We start from the raw sequence: 18221 nt of genomic DNA on the forward strand, positions 1-18221 counted from the left end.
AGCAACCAGTTAGATAATCGTTTCATTATGTCTCCTTAATACAGTTCTGATGCCAAGGCATATTGGTTTTGCTTGTAAAGGAAAAAGCGAGTCGTGTAGGCAGGCTTGATGATTTGTTCATCACCCAATTGCGCCACATGCGCAAAAACATGGATAGGCACTTCGGGGTTAGGCAGTTGCTTAAATTCTTCTCCCGAATCATCAAGACGCATCTGTTGGTAAACAGGCTTTTGTATTGGTTGTTGCAGGCTCTGCTGATACAACTGGCTGACTGTTAAGCCCTGCTCAGGAATGGCGTTTTGCGACATCCTGGCAGTGGAACAAGCGCTTAATGCCAGACTAGCGCAAAGCATTATCAAAGTTTTTTTGTTGATGGTAACCATAATCTAATACCCTCCCTTGGTGTTCTTTATCAATGGCTATTGTTTGGCTGAAATGTAAACTGAGTTGATTAGGGACAAACCCTGTATGGCCGCGGATACTTGCAGGAACAAAGACCATATCGAAGCTGCCCTGGATTCTTTTCTCAAGCCAGTCAGTAATCTTTTGGCTGCCTTCGTTGATTGCGCCCCCAGCAGCAAAGTGCGCTAAGTCGCCTGTCGGTGTGGCAATGGCAGAACCTCCCTCGGCCTGATAACTCATTTGCCATTTAGATAGGGCATTTCCTGCACCTTGAATACCGCCAGCTGCCATGAAGGCTGTTAATACTCTGGGGGCATTGGTGATGTACTGTCCTTTGATACAAGGATTACCGAATTGCGTGGTCAGGTAACCAATGCTGTCGTTATTCACCAGCTCTGCGGAGCTTTTCATTTGTTCTTGGCCGACATTCACAAAATGTCCATCCTCAAAGACAAATAGGGCTGAGGTGACATAGGCGCGAACACAGCTGATGTTATCGAGAAAGGAACCAACGCCAATCGAATAACCGCTGATTTTCATACCAGTGATTTCTTCGGGTAGTTGCATCCCATTGGCTGTCATTAAATCCCCTCGACTGACCATTGCTGTGAAGGGAAATAAAGGCTGCATGAGTTTGCCCTCAACAGGAACTTCGCCGATTAAAGCTGATAAGAGCGTGATTTTGCTGAAATCGCTGCCAGCTGGAATAGTATAAAAAGGCGTTTTAGTGGGTGCTTCTTCCTTAGTTGATGTGTCATGTTCAGGGAAAATTTTGCCTTCTTTCGGTGCTTTATCCAGCAAGGTATCCAGATCTTTAATTTGACCGGATACAGGCGCTTGATTGCCTTCCATGGGGTAGGATTGCGTTTGATGTTCAGTGAGTGACGCAAATTTTTCCTTTAATGCATTCAGTTCATCTTGCAGTGCAAAACTTGTTTCTTGTTTGGGTTGTTTTAATTGTTTTTGCAGCGATTTATTCTCTTTGTGCATTTGATCTAATTTCTTTTCTGTTTCTAATAATCGTGCGGAAACATCACGAATATTGTCATTGAATTGGCTTGCTATAGCTTCGCCAAAATTATTAGGATTGGGCGTGTTGTTGTTAACCGGTGCGCTATGACGGCTATTAATAAGAATCATAATGACCGCAAAAAACACCGAGCCTGCCAGAATTTTAATGCCATTGTTTTTATTCATCGGCTGTACCTCGCATGTTGGATGAGTGCTGTTGCAAAAGGTTGATCAGAGATTAAAAAGACAGTAGTGCTTTCGTGTTGATTGCGTGGTGGCAGTTCGCTTTTTGGGTAAAAACTGGCGGTTTGCCAATGCCCCATCAGCTTGGTGAATTGCAGCTTTACAGGTTGATTCAGCAAATTTTTTAAATCGACTGCGGTGACGTAAAGATTGCCGCCACGCCATGAAGCCAGAGGATGAGCTTCAATGCTTGCACCATAAAACAAAGGGATGGTTTTATTGGTTTGCATAGGTGAGCGGTAAATTCCCTCTGGAATTTCTCTGACCCGTTCAGGCGAATACAAGGCTTGAATGGCAAAACGGGTTAATTGAATAGCGTTGTATTCATATTGACTGGCTCCTGCATTAAGGTTGATTTTGGGATCATCTATCAGAATCTCAATCGGCGTGGTGTTGATTGCTTTCTCATTGGCATTAAGATTAAGAATAACCACTTCGCCTTCAGGCAATAACTGGACAATCAAGCGAGAATCTTTGAATGATTCTTTGGCTTTAAGATACAAGCTACCTTTGACTTTCAGAATATCGAGGCTGGCACTGAGTTGTTGATCAATCACCTTAATGGCTTGGGGAAACTGGACTAACCGCTCTTTATTGATCGGTAATTCAATTGTTAAAGGAACTTTTTCCCAAACCAGGTGTTCACTTTGCAGGGCATGGCTTAGGTGCATCACAGCAAAGCACAGAGCGAATAAGCTAATTTTAATGAGTTTCATGGTGTTCCTCCGTGTCGACCAGTAAATCTTGTAAACGTTCTTCAGGACGGGTATAGCCATCCAGAGCTAATTGAAAAGGGTTGTGAAGACGCGACAGGTTGAGCTTGACCACACGAAGATGATAAGCCACTACTTTGTCAGCAATGACCATGGCAGAGTTGTCTTTGAGCCTTTGCGTAATGCGTAGTATCAGCTTGACTTCCCAGGTATCGGGACCAATTTTTTTAATGTCTTGCGGTTCCATAAAGCGATAGAGACTTGCTACTTGAGTGCGGTCAAAGAGTTGAGCGTTTTTATAAGCTGCCAGGGTTTCACGAAGTAACTGCTCATGCCGTGATGTGAAGTAATAATGAAAGGCTTTAATGTTTTGGTTGAATTCTTCTTTGCCTTTATTAGACCAGCTGTAGAGTGTCGGCATTAAGGAAGTCACATATCCTTGCACGTATTCATTCGGTATTTCGCTTGCCTTCATTAAACCGCCATTAGCAGCCATATTAGGACTAAGCCAGAATTCATAGCGTTTGGGCATGGTCATCAGGTTAATAATTAATGCTAAGATGATGATTGATAACACACCGATAAAAGCCAGTAATAAACGATTGTGATGTTGTAGGCTGTCGATTTTTTTCCAGTAGTTAAACATGCGGCTCTCCAACAGATTTATTCTTTTGCCAAGTTCCCTGGTAATGAATCCAAGGTGAATGTTTGAGCCTTAATCGCACCATCCACTGAATCGTTTTCTTCATCACATAACCATAGGGCTTACCTGCTTTGATGCGGGAAACTCCTTTAGGCCACACAGTAATAGACAGAATGAATCCAATCACAAAACCGATGCAGCCAGAGGCCAGCGGAAACTCAACCATTGCTCCTAAGAGAACGAAGAACAGGGTAGTTGCTGGGGTTGTGGTGATAACAATCCAAAATAATTCACGAAGACTTAAACCTTTCCAGGCTGGGAAGTCGTGTGACAGATGGCGCGAAGAAGGCTGACTCATATTTCACCTCCTATATTTTGAACTTGGTAATCATGGTGTAACCCACATAACCAGAAGCAATGCTAATGGCTAAATAGGTGATGCCCATTACGGCAAAAGTACCGAAGGCCACCATGGATCCTTCGTTCTTTTTAGACTCTTCAATACCGTGTTGTACCGTGGTAATGAATTTAATAAAGGTCACAACAGCGGTAATGAAGAGCAATAAACCCAGACCTTGTTTGACGTAATTCCCTGTCACGGTCATCATGCTTTTAGAGCCGTCCCCGATGTTGTCCGCGTCGGAAATTTTAGGGAACCAGTTATCTGCCAATAGCACAGGGGCATATAAGATATTTACTACTCCAAGGCAGATTGAGCGAAGCATTGTTTTCATGTTGTCTCCTTAACAAATAAAACTAAAATGAAGATCATCAGACCAATCACTAATCTGATGAGCCGAGAACCCAGACGCAGTAAGTATCCATGTTGTTGTTTTTCCTCTGCGTCCATCATGTGGTTGACAGACCACATCACCGCTAATATCACCAGGGCTATGGCAATAAAGCGGATACTGCCGGAAAAGACTTGTGCCGATATGTTATTGCTTGCTTGTTTAAAGGTGGTAGCAAACATTCTGGCTATTTCGTCTTTACTCATTAGGGTTTCCTCACAAAGTCCATTTCCAAGGCCTTGATCTTGCGTGGTGCAATGATTGGTTGATTGATGTAATCAATCAGGCCATTGCGAATATTCAGTAAATCTTCTCTTAAACCTGCATGATATTGGCCTTGGACATCTTCAAATCCTTCAATTTGTAATTGGATACGGGTATTGGGGGTTATCTGTGTTTGTGCTTCATCAAGCAGGGGCATGATGGCGTTAATCTGGTTAATGATGCGCACCAGCGTTTCATTTAAATCAGGGTTATTCGCCCAGCTGTGTAGGCTTATCATCATTAAGGTCAAACAAAGCAATCGTTTCATGGTTTCTCCCTATAAATACTTTTTAAAGCGACTGGCCGTCATGGCCACCATTAATCCCATCAATAAACTGATAGGAACAAAGACATAAGCAGGGGTGATGCTGACAGGCAGGGCAAGCCAGAGCATGAGTAAAATCACAAGTCCCTTTTTTAAATAGTGGTTAAGTCTGTGGAATAAATAAGAGGATTCACGGCCTAAGCAAGCGGTGCGTATTGCTCTTTGGTTAAGACCATCAACTAGACCTGCAACCATAGTCAGGGCAAATAAAGGCATGGCAGCGAATAAAATAATAAGTTTGATTAATAGACATTGACTGCTTAATAAAACCAGCTGGAAAAACTGTTGTGATTTTTCGAGTAAGTCTGCTGCAAATTCATTAATCGCTAATTTGTTTAAATAGGGAATGGTTAGTGTCCAGCTAGGTTTAGCATCTAAGGGTAGGGCTGCCAATAGTGAACCTTGATAGACAGGGGTGATGGCTTCTCTTTGAGTATTTACGAGAACATTGACCTTATCAAAGGCAAATGGGTAGCCATGAAGCAGCCATTGACTTACAGCCCAGATAATCAATGCTAACCAGCCCAAAAATAGAACCAATATTAATTGCAAGGTCATTTGTCTGGAATATTGTTTTATTGCCATACAGCCCCCTCAGCAATGATTAAGGGGTAATGTTGTTCATGGATGTAATTCAGCAGTGGATCAACATTGACGGGTAATAGTGGCAATTTAAACTTTTCTTGCAGAGCTACAATGGTTTCAAAGTCATTCACATTGGTGATGAACCCAGTGGCTTGCATGGATTTTAATTGCTCTTGATGTTGTTCTAACCATTTGATGGATTCTCTATCCGCGCCTATGACAAATAGAGCCATGTTTAACAGATTGGTATCCAATTTTTTTGGGCTTATTTTACCAACAGTGGCTTTGCTCTTAGCTGGTACGCCAATAGGGCTAGACAGATTAAGTCTTAATGACGCATCACTCTGTGACAGCGTTAAAGGAATCACATTCATGCTATGAACATTTAAAGTGACTAACAACATGAGAAAAATCCTAATCATTAAAATCTCCCTAAATCGACTACTTGCGAAGTTTTGCCTTTGGCCAGTAAGAGCAAGGGTGTTTGTTTCTTGTCGAGTTTTAAGCCTTCATATTGTTGGTTACCTGGATTCAAGGTGATTTGTTGGTTGGTCACCAAATGGATAGGGATTTGATGCCTATTCGCCCAAAGTTGAATTGCGCCATTATCCATATCCAGTAAAAGAAGGTTGAGCTTGGTATTTGGGGTACGGCTAATAGCATCGACCAGTTGCAGTAAAATGGTGGTTACAGCCTCATCGGGTCTTATAAAGAAATAGAGCGTCTCACCTTCTTTTAATTGAATAGGTTGATGTGCATAGGGAGAGTAAGGAGATGGATCAAAATCACCGACTACAGGAACATCTTTAAACAGTTGGTTATAGGCTTTGTAAAAGGCATTGTTCCAGGCTATGTTTTGCGCGACCTTTTGGGCTTCTTGAAGGGCAGCAAGTTCGGCGAAATGTGCACGTTCAACATCATTCTTAGCATTAAGCCCAAGAATATCAACAGGTGTCATACGCAGATCTTTGTAGTAAATACCGCTTCTGCTTTGCATTAATTGCAGATAGCGTTTTTCTTCTGTCTCACTTAATCCCCAGGCTTTGGCTTCCTGTTTTTGTACGTCGTTAAGTTGAAAATCTTTGTCTTCAATAACTTCATCATGAAATTCAGCCAGACCTGCTTTCGTCAATGCATTATCAGCACTTTGCATAGGTGGGGTGACAATACCTGGGATATATAAACCGGCAATTGCCTGTTGTCCCAAGAGTAAACCGATTGTCAGTGTGGACAGCTTAAACATGGCTCACCTCTTGTTGATTCAGACGAACCAGCACATGAGTTTTGTCAGCATTTTCAAATTCTATGGTTTGCTTGGCAAAGTCGATATCAAAGACAGTCCATCCGGCTAAGGAATCGCCTTTTTCCAATGCTTGGGTTTTATAGTGGTAGGAAATAGAGGCAACAGATACTTCTTGGATACTGTCTATGCTCAGAACCTTAAAGGGCAGCTGGCTTACAGGAAGCATTTTGACAGGTTGCTTTTTCTCATCCAGATGGCGCAATAAATCAGTAATGCCTTCAAGCTGTTTCTTAATTGCGATTTGTTCAGTTGTAAACATTTCACCTAATTGGTGTTCATCTTTATTTTGTATTTGTTGAATGAACGTTCCCAATTGTTTTATGTTTTGGGTAATAGGCGATAAATCCGGTTGTTCAACAGGTTGATTGAGTTGTTTTTGTATAGTGGTTAATCGCTCATCCAACGTATTAAATTTATTGTTCTCAAGAGAGGGTTGGCTTTTTACACATACGAATACGACCAACAATCCATTTAATAAAAGAAGACTAAGCCATTTAACATCCAAATACTTTCTCATCCTGCTCTCCTTGTTATCAGACTAAAATTGATTTCTCTTAACAGGTCATTCTGTTTGAGATTGAATAGATGCTGACCGACCAATACCGTCAATCCATCGGTAATCGTTAAAGGTCCTAAATTTCTACTAACCTGCGGCAGGGGTTGTTGAAATACTTGTTGCAGGCTTTCGCTTTGTTTTTCTTTGGGTACAAGGTGATACCCTGAATAATGAAGCCAGTAATTCACCGCTTCCCCAATAGTCTGTATGGATGCAGGAAAATGAATCTGTTGAACGGTTTTCAATGGATTAATCTGAGCTGCCAAAGGTTGATTATTGACCGTGGCATAGCGACCGACTTGGGTTAGATTTGCTGCCTGAGCATTGAGGCTACATAAAACAAAACCACAAAAGAGAGATTTTCTAAGCATGATTGTCTCCTGTTTGTTCTGTAGATTTATTCCGTAATTCTTGAGCCAGGGCATGTTGTTCCATTGCTTTTTGGATAAAGACTTCTTTGCGTTCAACATCAACATGTTTGGGAGCGTCTATACCTAATCTGACTAGTCCTTCATTTTCAGAGATCAAAAGTACTTTGATTCTGCCTTTATCAATGTAAATTGCTTCGCCCATACGGCGGATTAGAATTAGCATGATGTTTTCTCCTTAGCCTCTTTGAAGAGGTAGTCTTTCATTTGGTTGATATGAAGTTGGACAATTTGGGGATCAGTAGGAACATGTGTTTCAGTTTTTTGTTTGAGCGTTTCTTGACGGGCTTGGATGCCTTTTTGGATGTTGGTGCAGTACTCATAAAAAATCGGCAGACAAGGAGGAACAGCCAGCTTTTTCTTTATTTGTTCTAAAGCAAGTTTCAACACTTGATTGTCAAATTCTTTCAAGCCTTCTGACCATTCACGTTTTGAGACTTCGAGAAAATTAGTGTTGCTGTAAGTAGAGACCCACAGATAGCCATAAATTGCTGCAAGGCGCATAAACAGAGTATCCATTCTCTTATCGTACTCTGGTGTTGTCGAATGAGAGGACATTGCTTCCTGACTCTGGGGGTTCATCAAAGTCGAAATCGAAGTTTGCATCTTTGCAGGATTCAGTAAGGATATCTGTTGCTGATTTTTTTCGAGAACGCGCTTGATTGGCTTCATTTTGCTGCTCCTCTTGGGTTTTTAAGGTAAGTAATTCATCGTTCCAACATTTGCGTGAAAGCCAGGTAGCTGGGTATTTCCAGTTCGGCAGCCACTCGCCGATAAACTCCATTTCTTCACGGTTATTAATTTGGGCTTGCAGGCCGGCTAGTATTTGTTCAACCAACTGCTCATCTGGTTGCAAATAACCAAACTCATGCCAGGCTTTAGTTCGGTCTTGTTTTAAAGGATAAAGAGACCAAAATTTTTCAAATTGCTGCTTTAAAAAAATAAAACGATCTTTGGAGTTATGAGGTGTGTCGGGTTTTATGTTTTGCTCTATGCTGGGTTTTTGATATTTTTTATCGTAACTTGATGATTTAATATTATTTTTATCGTTCGTGTTTGTGTCGGGTTGATGTGTCGGGTTTGTGACTGGTTTATTTTGAGCAGACAAATCCGAATTGGCTAACAAGCATTTTAAAATGAGTTGTTTCCCAATAGATTTGATCTCCACTAACCCAGCACGCTCAAGCGCATAGATGATACGGCGTAATTGTGGGCGACTTGGGCTACCAGAGTGTTCAAAGCCTTGATGCGGTTCAACGTAGAGGGCTTCAGCAAGCTGTTGATAGCTGATTTTACGCTTAACACCTACCAGAAAGGTATTACGGTCCATATACGGACGAATTCCCAGCAAATAGGCTGATTGTTGGATATAAGGCAATCCCATTAGAGCTGATAATTCATCGGTATTAACAAACAAAAATCCCATTTTTCTTTTTCATCCTTCAAAAGCACCATCAAAAAACAGCTTGCACTATCAAATGATTTCAATTAGTATCAATCAATAACACGAAGTGTGTTGTTGATATCTCATTGTAAATAAGCACTTTTTAGTGTCAATGGGTATTTCCGATTGATAGCAAATGAACCTAAATGAACATGAAAAAAATTATTGGCAGTAGGATTACGCAGGCTAGAAAGGCGAATGGGTTGACTATTAGAGTCTTGGCTGAAAGGACGGGATTAGGAGCGGCCAGAATTGGGAATTGGGAGCAGGGAACTCGGAGTCCTGGGCCAGAGGAAGCTTTAGTTCTATCTAAGGAGTTTGGAGTTGCCGCCTCTTGGTTGCTTTGTTTGACGGATAATCCACTAGGTGAGTTAATTGCAGAGAGTATTCTGAGTAAATAAGAACCTAATGAGTATGAGTTCTCTACCCGAGTACTACATAACTTTTAGAGTTATTCTGGCAGCGCGCTTGTATATTAATTGAAGAGTTCTGAATAACATAATATTCTGGAGAGCTAATTTTGATCAAAATACATATCAATTAAAGTTGTAAAATTTCTAGGGCGATACCGTTCCCAGCTATCTTCCTGAATATACATAGCACGGTAGTTAATTTTGTTTTTATCTTGTTGCGTAGCGTCCTGGCACCACTGTTCTAGGCGTTCTTTTTTTATCATATCTTCTGCCCCTTCGCGTCCTTTTAATTCTAAAATCCAATATTCTGTTGGATTCTGTTTTACAATGAAATCAGGGTAATAATTTGCTATCCCTCCCTCTTGATTCCTGTAGTCGAGGAAAAATCCCATTGCGTCATTAATCTTTTCAAACGCCATAATATCCTCGCAGTTGTCTAAAAATTTGGCGAAATTAAGTTCAAAATTATTATCGCAAGCCATTTTTGTGAATGTTGATTTTTTTGGGGTAATTACAAATTCATTGGACGCAACTTGAAAAGGCCGAGTTTTGCTGACACAAATTGTATCCCTAATTTCCGACGTTCCACTATCGCTAACAGTTAGCATATTAATCGCCTTTTTAAAGCCCTCGATAATTAATTTACGGACACTGTTCTCAGAAAGATTTGTTATCACATTCAAATCATTAAGATCGACCCGAGCTTCAAACAAATTGTATTCAATAAAGATTTTTAATTTTTCAAATAAAATATCTGAACCACCTACCATACGTAAATCACTCATAATTGTATGACTAAAAAAATGCAAAGCTCTATGGTAGTCAGGAATAATAAGGGTTGGCATATGAGTAGTATGGCTAATCTCTTCTGTATTAATATCTCTAAAAATAATTTGACGTTGTTCATTTTCAGAGAATTTCTTAAGTTTAATTTTATTTGAGATAATATATTCTGGATTTAATTCATTTAAATTTTTAAGATTACGTTGCATTCGTCTGGTTAATTTGGGCAATACTATTTCGAGATCCAGATTCATTTTTTTATTTTCATCTACTGTAATGACAATAGGTGCTTTTGGTGGAGTATTTTCACCCATTGGTTTGTAATCAAGCTCAACACCTTCGGATTTGATTTTTTTAACAAAATCGATAAATTTTTCTGTTCCAATCACGCTTAATTTTGGCTCTTCGCCTATAGATTTATCTCGGTACATTCTCCTTAGTCCGCGACCAAGAGTCTGCTCGGGCAGTATCTTACTGCTTGCACTATATGCTCGTAGACCAACGATTGTAGTTACATTTTTAACATCCCAACCCTCTCTCAACATAAGCACAGATACAATAACTTTATAAGGGTTATCTAACCTATCAATTTCTCGGCTGGCTTTTCTTAGGTCATCCAAATCACTTTTTATCCCTTCATTAATATCACCATTGCGTTTTGTATGAATTACTAATACCGCTCCCTTAAATTCAGGGTAAGTGCTCTCAAGATATTCTTTTATTTGATCACAACTTTTTGTTTCATCAGTCATGATAAATAAAACGGCTTTTTTCCCCATTATTAATTGCTGGTCATATACTTTTTTCCATTCCACGTATCCAAGATTGATATGATCTTCATATCTTTCCACAAATTCATCACTGGTTTTTTCTTGTAGCTTAGCCATGGAGGCATCATCAGGGATAACGGGATGTTTGACTACGCCTTGATAAATCGCTTCACATAGTGGGTAGTCACTAATTGTATTAGCGAATATTGCTCCATTCGCATGACGTGGTGTTGCTGTTACATCAAATTGTGCGGATAGTTTATGTCCACGCTCCACTAAACCAGTATGAATATCTTTTATTGTTGTGAACCACGTTAATGATTCATCATGAATATGATGTGCCTCATCATTTAAAATAACCAAATCAGGCACTTTGCGAATAAGATCCCCAAGATCCATTGTTGATATGGTCTTACTTGGAGGATTTGCCCCAAGAAAGTAATCAGTAGCATCTATATCATCAGCACTAGGACTGGATTGTTTTGGAAGAAATAATCTATGTACGTTTGTAAGATATATATTTCCTTCCTCAGAAATATTTCCTACTTCATCTTGTATATGCACTACTGGATTAAAATCATCTTGCCAGTTTTTCCCAAGATAACCGTTATATGGCAAAAGTGGGTCTTGATAAAATATTTTCAACCCATCAAAATCAACTTTAAGTCTATCTAAGACAATAATGTTAGGTGTCACAACAAGAAAGTTCATAGATAGGTCAGAATTTATTTCATATTTTTTATGAAAGTAACACCAAGTAATTAATAAGCTTAGTACTTTAGTTTTACCACTGCCTGTCGCAAGCTTCATTACGTATCTTGGCCAGTCTTCCTTAAAATGTTCTTTTTGAAGTAATCCTGAGCTATCAAATGAAAGGAGCTGACTTGGGTCTCGAGCTTTCATTACTTCATAAAGCCATACAGCTGACTCTATGGCTTCTCTTTGAGCGAAATACCACTTAAAGCTTACTCCTTGGTTATCTGAATTTTCATGGTAATGATTTAAATCAAACCAGTATGTTAGTAATGCTCTTGTTACCCAGCTGGCACCTTTATAATTGTTATTGCGCCATTGATTTACACATATTCTGATTTTATGCACTAATGGGGGAATTAATTTATCATGGCCGAGGGTGTTAATATCCTGATCACCTGGAAACCATCGAATATTAGGGTCTAGTATAGTATATGGATCATTTGGAAAATCAGAATGTATCGCCATTGTTATTTCCCTTTCGCATCTATATGTATATCAAATACTTTTGTTGTGTCGTGACCAAAAATATCTATTATTTTTATAGCGACTTTATAGTTACCAGGTTTCAAATATTTAAATTTTTCGCTCTCGGTAGTTATCTTGCGGTTATTTTTTGTTCTGAAATTTTGCCATTGATTTTCAAAAATATTATTACCTGAGAGTTGATCTTGCAAACTCTCATAGTCAAAGTCGACTGACCAGTAATCAATCCAGTCAGTCCAATTTTTAGTTAGAACTTCTTGCTCTAAGCTACCTTCACGAGTTTTTGTTAATTTTATTACTTGGCCTTTATCAACAAAAATCTTAGAGCGTCCTGTTTTCAAAGTTTCAGCAAGAAAATTAATATTTTCTTGACGATAAAATACTCCAAAATCAGTAAGAAGAACTGAAACAGTATTATCAATTTTATTTATTTTTGCCTCTATATATGAAACATCGTAAAAAATAACTTGGTCCTTATCTATAGCTCTTTTATCAAAAACTTCTCGAGGTATATACCGTAATGCCAGCGTAATATTTTTTTCACTAATGGCCCTGTCTTGAATGTCTGGACTTACTCCCATTTCAAATTCAAATCCCAAAATATCGATTTTATTAAATCCATATTTTTCTGCTTTATTTACAATAAGATCAATCTCACTTGTTGTTACTGGCGAATCTAATGGACCGATATAAACAGCATGACTGTCCTTGCCGACAATTTTATAACCATGAAAAGGAGGAAATGTGCTAGAAGGAGAAGCCTTATATGCTTGTCGAATTAAATCGTAATATTGCTCTTCTTTTAATTTTGCCTGTAATTCTCTTTGCTCCCTGGGTAGGTTGGGATCTATTCCCATGTAGTATTGCCGGTCATAGTGTCCAAGATTTAATATTTCGAAAGCATTATACTGTCTCTGTTGTGTATCTAATTCCAGTTGCAAATTTATTAAACGCTTACGTGAAGTATGTATAGAGAATCGAGATAAGTCACATCCAATCCATTTTCTACCCAGTTTTTCAGCTACTGCCATTGTTGTACCTGCTCCACAGAAGAAATCAGCTATTAGATCTCCTTCATTTGAAGAGGTTTTTACTATTCTTTCTAGAAGTACTTCAGGTTTTTGGGTTGGGTAGTTCAAATTTTCAGGCGTCATTCCCCCTTGGCGTCTCAAATCAGGTACTTTTCTGCCTGTCCAAAAATCAGTGAGCCTTAGTCCTTTGCTCTCTTTAAGATATTGTTTTAAATATTTTTTTCCTGATGAGGTTACAATTATTCTTCCAGCTTTCTCTAATTGTGCAATTGACTCTGCACCCCTGGTTCCTATTATTTGCCTTCTATATCGACCATACTCATCTTCATATTGAAAATTATAATCAATATATTCTTGCTCATATGGCTCATATTGAATATTAATTTTTGTATCATCTGATTTTGAATAAAACAAAATTGAATCATAAACCCTTGGAAACTGATTGTCGGAAAATGCTTTATTTCCTGTCGAAGTTTTCTCCCAGATAATTTCGTTCCTAAAATTATTTTCTCCAAACAGTTCATTTAATATTAATTTCATATATGAATTAACTCGCCAATCACAATGAATATATATACTTCCATCATTGGCTAATAAACTTTGAATAAGCTTTAATCGTTCATATATCATTGTAAGATAACTATCTACGCCTTTGCCCCAAGTATCTCGATAAGCTATTTCTTCAATAATGCTTGGTTTTTTTATAAATGATTCTTGATCACCGATTTCTATAGGCATTGAAAAATCAGCACCAACATCAAAGGGAGGATCGATATAAACAAGTTTGATTCCTCCCATAGCTTCAATTTCACTCCTTAGATAACCGGATTGCAGTGAAGATAGTACAAGTTTATTTTCACCCCATATGAGTTTATTAGTCCAAGTGCTTCTTGATTGAGGGGTATTATGCAATTGATTTAACTTTGGGGTATCTATATGTTCTATAGCTTGAAATGGTAGCTCAGCTTTACAGATAATGTTATTTTTTCCTGGCCATATTAGTTCAGATTTATTGCACGAAGTGAATAGACGAAAGCGATAGTCCTCTGGAAGAGCTTCTCCTTTTTTTAGAAGATCAACAATATCTCTTAGCTCATCATCAGACAATGGATCTAGAATTTTTGGCATTATTGAACAATTCATGTTTTGGCATAATTAATGTGTCGGCCAAAAATATAAAAACTGTAGAACTGCCAAATTCTAGTATTTTAATGGCAACTGAGAGTACCTTTTTCTATTACTAAAATGTTTCACATACATAGTAATAAAAGCACTGGCTACCAAAATAAAAACTAATATAGAAGGTGATGATGCAACGCCTGTTTTTTTAACCAGTATTAAAGAAATTAATGGGGCAAGTCCTGCTGATAAACTTGCAGCAGATGAATATAAAACCGATAAAACGGTGCACCGTAATTTAATCGGAAACATCTCAGCCAGCATCACAGGCACAGTCGCATAATAAGCTCCAGCTGGAATAGCAATCAAGGCTTGGCCTAAGAGTAGCTGATGAAAGTCACCGTTTGATAATAAATAGAAAAAGGGTTGGGATAGAATAAGGAAACCAAGACTTGCGGTAATCATAATTTTTTCCCTGTTTACTCTATCAGATAGCCGCCCCACCAAGGGAAAAATACAAAGCAGCACGATTAAGGAAATAATATTAGAAGTCATAATTTCCTGATCAGTAAAGTGGCTCGACAGGTGGGCTTGCATAGGTCCATAAATATAGATTTGGAATGTAGTAGTCACGCCGAGGCAGCTTAGGAAAAATACATATATAGCTTGGAGTTTGTTTGTTTTGATGTATTGGACCGATTCGGAAAACAAGTTTCCAAATCTTGGTTTTGGCCTGTCTGCATAATACATAATATATTCCATGCTTTCAGGGATAAATAGTCTTATATACAATCCAATTGAGGATCCCAGCAAAGCTAGCACAAAAGGAACTCGCCAAATGATCCATTCATGTTCAGGGTAATTTTTTACAAAATAAGTTACTGAAAGTGCTACTAAGGAGGCAATCATCATTCCTGACATAGCACCAAACGAAGCCCAGCTTCCCGAGTAACCCTTTCTTGATGACTCAGCATTTTCAACCAGATAAGCAGAAGAGTTTAGATATTCTGCACCACAGGAAAAGCTCTGAATAATTCTCAACGCTAATAAGGTAATAACAGAAAATGTACCTATAGTGCTGTGAGGGGGGATAAACCCGATAAAGGTTGTTGATACACCCATTGTTAAGATAGAAGCTGCCAGGATAATTTTTCTGCCATAGATATCGGATAATAAGCCCATTATCATAGCCCCAATAGGCCTAGCTAGATATCCACCGAAGAAAGTCAAAAAGACTAAAAACAAACCCTTTGAAGCATCACCAATTAGGTATTTGGCAATGTAAACTGAGAGTAGGCCGCAAATGGCCATATCAAAAGATTCTATTAAATTGCCTAGTGTGCCTGCCAGTATGATTCGGGTTTGATGCTTCATACAATTATCCTTTACTTTGCATTGCCGATAGAGTGGTTAGTGAATCCTGATCTTCTACTCGGTCTAAAAATAAAAATCCATCCAGGTGATCAATTTCATGCTGAAGAATACGGGCTTCTAAGCCTGAAGCTTTTTTGGTAATTCTATTTCCATCTATGTCAAAGCCTGAATATTCAATTTCCATGGCTCTTGGAACCTCTCCCATTAATTCACCGCAATTAAGGCATCCCTCGTAGCCAGTTTGAATTTCTTGGGATAGGATTTTTAATGCAGGATTAATTAATGCAGTATCGGGGATGGGGTATTCTGGTTTTCTCCGTTTGGTATAATCAGTACCAAATACGATAACTCGTTTGCTGATGCCAATCTGGGGAGCAGCTACGCCTACAGCACCTTTGTCAGCCATAATGCCAAACATGGTCTTAATCAGTTCGTTTAACCAGCTGCTACCAAATTCTGATTCAGCAATTGGCTCGGCGGTTTGTCTTAAAATAGGATCGTTTTTATCCAGGAGTGTGTTCATAGTTCACCTGATTGTTGATGATTAATGTTAGTTTGGGCTTAGTCGTTGTGCAGGGCTGTTTGTCAGGGAAGGTTAAATACTCTTGAATTCGCCTTAATGCAAACTTGCCCAATGCTAATAGTTTTTCGCAATGAATGGAGCTTTTGTTCTGGATATAGGGATTTATCCGTTTTAATCCAAATGAAAAAATTGCTCTGTATGAATCATACTCAGTGGGGATTGAAATACCTGTGATGAATCCAGGTTCTATTTGCTTGTATTTTGTAATTGCTTCTATACAGTCTATATGAGCCAGTTCGCTCCATAATTTCGGTTGATCCTGGCTGATGAACTCAGGTTGAAAGCAACCGTCAAATAGCCAAAGACTTTTTTCAATTAAATTTTGCTCTATAGCTGGGTTGGAGGACATGAAAAAGATCTGTCCTGCTTGATTGATGAGGGCAATGGAAGCATAGTCTGTTTCTACTTGTCCGAGTACATCAGAGAACACTTTACGCATGGTGACATAATGTTCAAAGAGAAAATCTTTAGCTTTAGGGTGAAGCCTTACTTCAACAGTTACATCCATATCTACAAACTTCTTAAATTGCATGACTGTGCTTTTTTCTTTGTTCTTCGTAGGAAGAAATGGAACCAATGGCCAAGTCAATGATTTTTAGTAAATTATTTTCCGATGTGTCAATTGCACGTACTTCTTTGATCAATCCTAACACAAAATCGGCGTAATCGTCATTACTTCCATGAGAAACAGGGTATAAATGATGGCTTTGCTTCAAGATGTAATGAAGTAGTGTTTCATTGACTTCATTTTTCTTAGGAGCTGCATGTCCTTCCTCACCAAATAATAGCCAGCCTGGGTTTACATGAAGATGATGAGCTAATTGTTTAACTTTCTCATAATCAGGTAGAGCATCACCTCTTATATAGCGACGGCAGATTTGTTCTGATGCACCTGTAAATTCTGCTAAGGCTTTAATACAGATCCCATTAGGTGAACGAGATGCAGTATGTCCCTTATCTTTGAGGGTATGGATCAAGCGATTTGCAAACGATTGATAGGGTCCCTTACTCATAAAATTATCCTTTTAATCGAACGTCGTAAAAAAATTATCATATAAAACGGTATCATTCAATATCATATCGTATATTAATTTAAATTTCTTTAAAACACATATTGATAATAAAATTAATATCGTATTAATATAGGTTTCGTCAAATGATGCTAAATGTTAATTTGACGCGAATTGGACTTAGTACACATGTTTTACAGGAGTATGTTGCATGTTTCATGATCAAAAAATTGGTATTTATAAGGGGATTATTCAGTATTTGCTTGATTCAACAAATTACTCGTTACACAGAATTGCTAATTTATCTAATTCACCTATTGCGCATTTACAATTGATTTATCATCACAATAAATTTCCTAAAAATGGACAGGTCGAATTAAATTTGTTGAAGTTATTCATTTTATTTATTGATATGGAAATTAAAGGCGAACGGAAATGTAAATCGTATTATCCAGCCGAATTTTATTTAGGGGAATAACCATGCAAAGGTCTGAGAATGAATTACCAAAACAAATTTTATTTATTACTGATTTAGAAGAGCTTATTGGACGTAATCGTCTAACACTAAGACGTTGGTGGTCTAATGGTAAATTTCCAAAACCTGTTAAATTAAATGGGACTACTTTGGCTTGGCATAAGGAGACGATCAATCAGTGGATTCAACAGAACATGAAATTGGTATAATAAAAAGCCCATAGTTTTATGGGCTTATCTATCTATTAATCAAGCACACATGTTGATATGAATTGGTTTCAATTTACTATCTTGCGCTTGGAAAAAAATTTTACTTTTCTGGAAAGTCTTATAAAACTCAGCCTGTTGATTTTTAGTTTGGGCTTGTGTTTTTTCGATAATAAATAAGCGCAATACCATTTCCGTATTTTCGTTCATAGAAGTTATTTCATTTCCTCTTTTTTCCCATTTATTGACCGCGGTATGAGATTCATGGACGACTTTTTCACCAAATTCTCTAAGAGGCATAGAAAAATAAGAACGAATAAATCTAACCTGGTTTCCAGTTAGCCTACATTCTTGAGTAGCCAATTTTTTAATGACCTCATCCGCAACTTGCTCCACATCAATCTTAGGAAGCCATTCATTGTTGTAACGGATCATCTCAACATTTTCCAGCTCTATAGGAAATCCAAGTCCTTCATATTGGAAGAGGGGTTCAATTCTGGTTTCCATAGT

At 38.3% G+C, this 18221-nt stretch carries 26 protein-coding genes; 3 read left to right on the forward strand and 23 right to left on the reverse strand.

Features of this window, described 5'->3' with window-relative positions:
• Positions 1–35: 35 nt before the first annotated feature.
• Genes Lbru_RS11035 through Lbru_RS11110 form a run of 16 tightly spaced genes read right to left on the reverse strand, consistent with a single transcriptional unit; the run spans position 36 to position 8690 of the window.
• Positions 36–383 (reverse strand): hypothetical protein, encoded by a 348-nt coding sequence (locus tag Lbru_RS11035; RefSeq protein ID WP_010652864.1) that lies wholly within the window; start codon positions 381–383, stop codon positions 36–38.
• Positions 340–1599 (reverse strand): TIGR03752 family integrating conjugative element protein, encoded by a 1260-nt coding sequence (locus Lbru_RS11040; protein WP_010652865.1) that lies wholly within the window; start codon positions 1597–1599, stop codon positions 340–342. The genes Lbru_RS11035 and Lbru_RS11040 overlap by 44 nt, the downstream gene beginning before the upstream one ends.
• A complete protein-coding gene (locus Lbru_RS11045) occupies positions 1596–2372 on the reverse strand; it encodes a TIGR03749 family integrating conjugative element protein (protein WP_010652866.1) in 777 nt (258 codons plus the stop codon). The genes Lbru_RS11040 and Lbru_RS11045 overlap by 4 nt, the downstream gene beginning before the upstream one ends.
• Positions 2359–3015 carry a DUF2895 family protein gene (locus Lbru_RS11050; protein ID WP_010652867.1) on the reverse strand — a complete coding sequence of 219 codons (657 nt, stop codon included), beginning with the start codon at positions 3013–3015 and terminating at the stop codon, positions 2359–2361. Before Lbru_RS11050 ends, Lbru_RS11045 begins: the two co-directional genes overlap by 14 nt.
• Positions 3008–3370 (reverse strand): TIGR03750 family conjugal transfer protein, encoded by a 363-nt coding sequence (locus Lbru_RS11055; RefSeq protein WP_010652868.1) that lies wholly within the window; start codon positions 3368–3370, stop codon positions 3008–3010. Before Lbru_RS11055 ends, Lbru_RS11050 begins: the two co-directional genes overlap by 8 nt.
• A gap of 10 nt (positions 3371–3380) precedes the next feature.
• Positions 3381–3746, reverse strand: a complete 366-nt coding sequence (locus tag Lbru_RS11060; protein WP_010652869.1) for a hypothetical protein — start codon at positions 3744–3746, stop codon at positions 3381–3383.
• Positions 3743–4009, reverse strand: coding sequence for a hypothetical protein (locus Lbru_RS11065; RefSeq protein WP_010652870.1), 267 nt, complete (start codon positions 4007–4009; stop codon positions 3743–3745). Before Lbru_RS11065 ends, Lbru_RS11060 begins: the two co-directional genes overlap by 4 nt.
• A complete protein-coding gene (locus Lbru_RS11070) occupies positions 4009–4335 on the reverse strand; it encodes an RAQPRD family integrative conjugative element protein (protein WP_010652871.1) in 327 nt (108 codons plus the stop codon). Before Lbru_RS11070 ends, Lbru_RS11065 begins: the two co-directional genes overlap by 1 nt.
• Positions 4336–4344: 9 nt before the next feature.
• Positions 4345–4977 carry a TIGR03747 family integrating conjugative element membrane protein gene (locus tag Lbru_RS11075; RefSeq protein ID WP_058442182.1) on the reverse strand — a complete coding sequence of 211 codons (633 nt, stop codon included), beginning with the start codon at positions 4975–4977 and terminating at the stop codon, positions 4345–4347.
• Positions 4968–5399: an integrating conjugative element protein gene (locus tag Lbru_RS11080; protein ID WP_058442183.1), complete on the reverse strand. Its 432-nt coding sequence runs from the start codon at positions 5397–5399 to the stop codon at positions 4968–4970. Before Lbru_RS11080 ends, Lbru_RS11075 begins: the two co-directional genes overlap by 10 nt.
• Positions 5399–6220: a TIGR03759 family integrating conjugative element protein gene (locus Lbru_RS11085; RefSeq protein ID WP_058442184.1), complete on the reverse strand. Its 822-nt coding sequence runs from the start codon at positions 6218–6220 to the stop codon at positions 5399–5401. The genes Lbru_RS11080 and Lbru_RS11085 overlap by 1 nt, the downstream gene beginning before the upstream one ends.
• Positions 6213–6797: a hypothetical protein gene (locus Lbru_RS11090; protein ID WP_058442185.1), complete on the reverse strand. Its 585-nt coding sequence runs from the start codon at positions 6795–6797 to the stop codon at positions 6213–6215. Before Lbru_RS11090 ends, Lbru_RS11085 begins: the two co-directional genes overlap by 8 nt.
• The gene (gene pilL2 / locus Lbru_RS11095) at positions 6794–7207 is read right to left on the reverse strand and encodes a PFGI-1 class ICE element type IV pilus protein PilL2 (protein WP_058442186.1); all 414 of its coding nucleotides are present in this window, start codon (positions 7205–7207) and stop codon (positions 6794–6796) included. Before pilL2 ends, Lbru_RS11090 begins: the two co-directional genes overlap by 4 nt.
• A complete protein-coding gene (locus tag Lbru_RS11100) occupies positions 7200–7430 on the reverse strand; it encodes a carbon storage regulator (protein ID WP_058442187.1) in 231 nt (76 codons plus the stop codon). Before Lbru_RS11100 ends, pilL2 begins: the two co-directional genes overlap by 8 nt.
• Complete coding sequence (locus Lbru_RS11105) at positions 7424–7783, reverse strand: hypothetical protein (protein ID WP_083500902.1); 360 nt, start codon at positions 7781–7783, stop codon at positions 7424–7426. Before Lbru_RS11105 ends, Lbru_RS11100 begins: the two co-directional genes overlap by 7 nt.
• Positions 7784–7787: 4 nt before the next feature.
• Positions 7788–8690 (reverse strand): hypothetical protein, encoded by a 903-nt coding sequence (locus Lbru_RS11110; RefSeq protein ID WP_058442188.1) that lies wholly within the window; start codon positions 8688–8690, stop codon positions 7788–7790.
• A gap of 164 nt (positions 8691–8854) precedes the next feature.
• On the opposite strand from Lbru_RS11110, the gene Lbru_RS11115 reads away from it, so the two are divergent.
• Positions 8855–9109: a helix-turn-helix domain-containing protein gene (locus tag Lbru_RS11115; protein WP_058442189.1), complete on the forward strand. Its 255-nt coding sequence runs from the start codon at positions 8855–8857 to the stop codon at positions 9107–9109.
• Positions 9110–9222: 113 nt separating this feature from the next.
• Here Lbru_RS11115 and Lbru_RS11120 read toward each other — a convergent pair whose 3' ends face one another.
• From Lbru_RS11120 to Lbru_RS11145, 6 genes are all read right to left on the reverse strand, one after another.
• Entirely contained in the window at positions 9223–11895 is a 2673-nt protein-coding gene (locus Lbru_RS11120) for a DEAD/DEAH box helicase (protein WP_058442190.1), read from the reverse strand.
• A gap of 2 nt (positions 11896–11897) precedes the next feature.
• Positions 11898–14072 (reverse strand): site-specific DNA-methyltransferase, encoded by a 2175-nt coding sequence (locus Lbru_RS11125; RefSeq protein ID WP_058442191.1) that lies wholly within the window; start codon positions 14070–14072, stop codon positions 11898–11900.
• A 72-nt stretch (positions 14073–14144) separates the two neighbouring features.
• Positions 14145–15437 carry an MFS transporter gene (locus tag Lbru_RS11130; RefSeq protein WP_058442192.1) on the reverse strand — a complete coding sequence of 431 codons (1293 nt, stop codon included), beginning with the start codon at positions 15435–15437 and terminating at the stop codon, positions 14145–14147.
• Positions 15438–15441: 4 nt separating this feature from the next.
• On the reverse strand, positions 15442–15960 hold the full coding sequence (gene def / locus Lbru_RS11135) for a peptide deformylase (RefSeq protein WP_058442193.1): 519 nt from the start codon (positions 15958–15960) through the stop codon (positions 15442–15444).
• Positions 15941–16552: a flagellar biosynthesis protein FlgJ gene (locus Lbru_RS11140; RefSeq protein WP_193786919.1), complete on the reverse strand. Its 612-nt coding sequence runs from the start codon at positions 16550–16552 to the stop codon at positions 15941–15943. The genes def and Lbru_RS11140 overlap by 20 nt, the downstream gene beginning before the upstream one ends.
• The gene (locus tag Lbru_RS11145) at positions 16542–17033 is read right to left on the reverse strand and encodes a helix-turn-helix domain-containing protein (protein ID WP_058442194.1); all 492 of its coding nucleotides are present in this window, start codon (positions 17031–17033) and stop codon (positions 16542–16544) included. The genes Lbru_RS11140 and Lbru_RS11145 overlap by 11 nt, the downstream gene beginning before the upstream one ends.
• A gap of 208 nt (positions 17034–17241) precedes the next feature.
• Here Lbru_RS11145 and Lbru_RS11150 point away from each other — a divergent pair, with 208 nt between their 5' ends.
• Both Lbru_RS11150 and Lbru_RS11155 read left to right on the forward strand, forming a co-directional pair.
• Positions 17242–17508, forward strand: coding sequence for a hypothetical protein (locus Lbru_RS11150; protein ID WP_058442195.1), 267 nt, complete (start codon positions 17242–17244; stop codon positions 17506–17508).
• Between the two features lie 2 nt (positions 17509–17510).
• Positions 17511–17714 carry a helix-turn-helix transcriptional regulator gene (locus tag Lbru_RS11155; RefSeq protein ID WP_058442196.1) on the forward strand — a complete coding sequence of 68 codons (204 nt, stop codon included), beginning with the start codon at positions 17511–17513 and terminating at the stop codon, positions 17712–17714.
• Positions 17715–17753: 39 nt separating this feature from the next.
• Here the strand turns inward: Lbru_RS11155 and Lbru_RS11160 are convergent, their stop codons facing one another.
• Complete coding sequence (locus Lbru_RS11160; RefSeq protein WP_058442197.1) at positions 17754–18218, reverse strand: hypothetical protein; 465 nt, start codon at positions 18216–18218, stop codon at positions 17754–17756.
• Positions 18219–18221: the final 3 nt, after the last annotated feature.

Source organism: Legionella brunensis, from assembly GCF_001467025.1.
In the GTDB taxonomy this organism is placed as follows: domain Bacteria; phylum Pseudomonadota; class Gammaproteobacteria; order Legionellales; family Legionellaceae; genus Tatlockia; species Tatlockia brunensis.

Coding starts and splice junctions, on each gene's coding strand:
- def (WP_058442193.1), bottom strand. CDS start 15,960: ATGAACACACTCCTGGATAAAAACGATCCTATTTTAAGACAAACCGCC.
- Lbru_RS11070 (WP_010652871.1), bottom strand. CDS start 4,335: ATGAAACGATTGCTTTGTTTGACCTTAATGATGATAAGCCTACACAGC.
- Lbru_RS11035 (WP_010652864.1), bottom strand. CDS start 383: ATGGTTACCATCAACAAAAAAACTTTGATAATGCTTTGCGCTAGTCTG.
- Lbru_RS11060 (WP_010652869.1), bottom strand. CDS start 3,746: ATGAAAACAATGCTTCGCTCAATCTGCCTTGGAGTAGTAAATATCTTA.
- Lbru_RS11065 (WP_010652870.1), bottom strand. CDS start 4,009: ATGAGTAAAGACGAAATAGCCAGAATGTTTGCTACCACCTTTAAACAA.
- Lbru_RS11140 (WP_193786919.1), bottom strand. CDS start 16,552: ATGCAATTTAAGAAGTTTGTAGATATGGATGTAACTGTTGAAGTAAGG.
- Lbru_RS11130 (WP_058442192.1), bottom strand. CDS start 15,437: ATGAAGCATCAAACCCGAATCATACTGGCAGGCACACTAGGCAATTTA.
- Lbru_RS11050 (WP_010652867.1), bottom strand. CDS start 3,015: ATGTTTAACTACTGGAAAAAAATCGACAGCCTACAACATCACAATCGT.
- Lbru_RS11115 (WP_058442189.1), top strand. CDS start 8,855: ATGAACATGAAAAAAATTATTGGCAGTAGGATTACGCAGGCTAGAAAG.
- pilL2 (WP_058442186.1), bottom strand. CDS start 7,207: ATGCTTAGAAAATCTCTCTTTTGTGGTTTTGTTTTATGTAGCCTCAAT.
- Lbru_RS11125 (WP_058442191.1), bottom strand. CDS start 14,072: ATGCCAAAAATTCTAGATCCATTGTCTGATGATGAGCTAAGAGATATT.
- Lbru_RS11040 (WP_010652865.1), bottom strand. CDS start 1,599: ATGAATAAAAACAATGGCATTAAAATTCTGGCAGGCTCGGTGTTTTTT.
- Lbru_RS11155 (WP_058442196.1), top strand. CDS start 17,511: ATGCAAAGGTCTGAGAATGAATTACCAAAACAAATTTTATTTATTACT.
- Lbru_RS11160 (WP_058442197.1), bottom strand. CDS start 18,218: ATGGAAACCAGAATTGAACCCCTCTTCCAATATGAAGGACTTGGATTT.
- Lbru_RS11085 (WP_058442184.1), bottom strand. CDS start 6,220: ATGTTTAAGCTGTCCACACTGACAATCGGTTTACTCTTGGGACAACAG.
- Lbru_RS11105 (WP_083500902.1), bottom strand. CDS start 7,783: ATGGATACTCTGTTTATGCGCCTTGCAGCAATTTATGGCTATCTGTGG.
- Lbru_RS11145 (WP_058442194.1), bottom strand. CDS start 17,033: ATGAGTAAGGGACCCTATCAATCGTTTGCAAATCGCTTGATCCATACC.
- Lbru_RS11045 (WP_010652866.1), bottom strand. CDS start 2,372: ATGAAACTCATTAAAATTAGCTTATTCGCTCTGTGCTTTGCTGTGATG.
- Lbru_RS11150 (WP_058442195.1), top strand. CDS start 17,242: ATGTTTCATGATCAAAAAATTGGTATTTATAAGGGGATTATTCAGTAT.
- Lbru_RS11080 (WP_058442183.1), bottom strand. CDS start 5,399: ATGATTAGGATTTTTCTCATGTTGTTAGTCACTTTAAATGTTCATAGC.
- Lbru_RS11120 (WP_058442190.1), bottom strand. CDS start 11,895: ATGGCGATACATTCTGATTTTCCAAATGATCCATATACTATACTAGAC.
- Lbru_RS11055 (WP_010652868.1), bottom strand. CDS start 3,370: ATGAGTCAGCCTTCTTCGCGCCATCTGTCACACGACTTCCCAGCCTGG.
- Lbru_RS11110 (WP_058442188.1), bottom strand. CDS start 8,690: ATGGGATTTTTGTTTGTTAATACCGATGAATTATCAGCTCTAATGGGA.
- Lbru_RS11075 (WP_058442182.1), bottom strand. CDS start 4,977: ATGGCAATAAAACAATATTCCAGACAAATGACCTTGCAATTAATATTG.
- Lbru_RS11090 (WP_058442185.1), bottom strand. CDS start 6,797: ATGAGAAAGTATTTGGATGTTAAATGGCTTAGTCTTCTTTTATTAAAT.
- Lbru_RS11100 (WP_058442187.1), bottom strand. CDS start 7,430: ATGCTAATTCTAATCCGCCGTATGGGCGAAGCAATTTACATTGATAAA.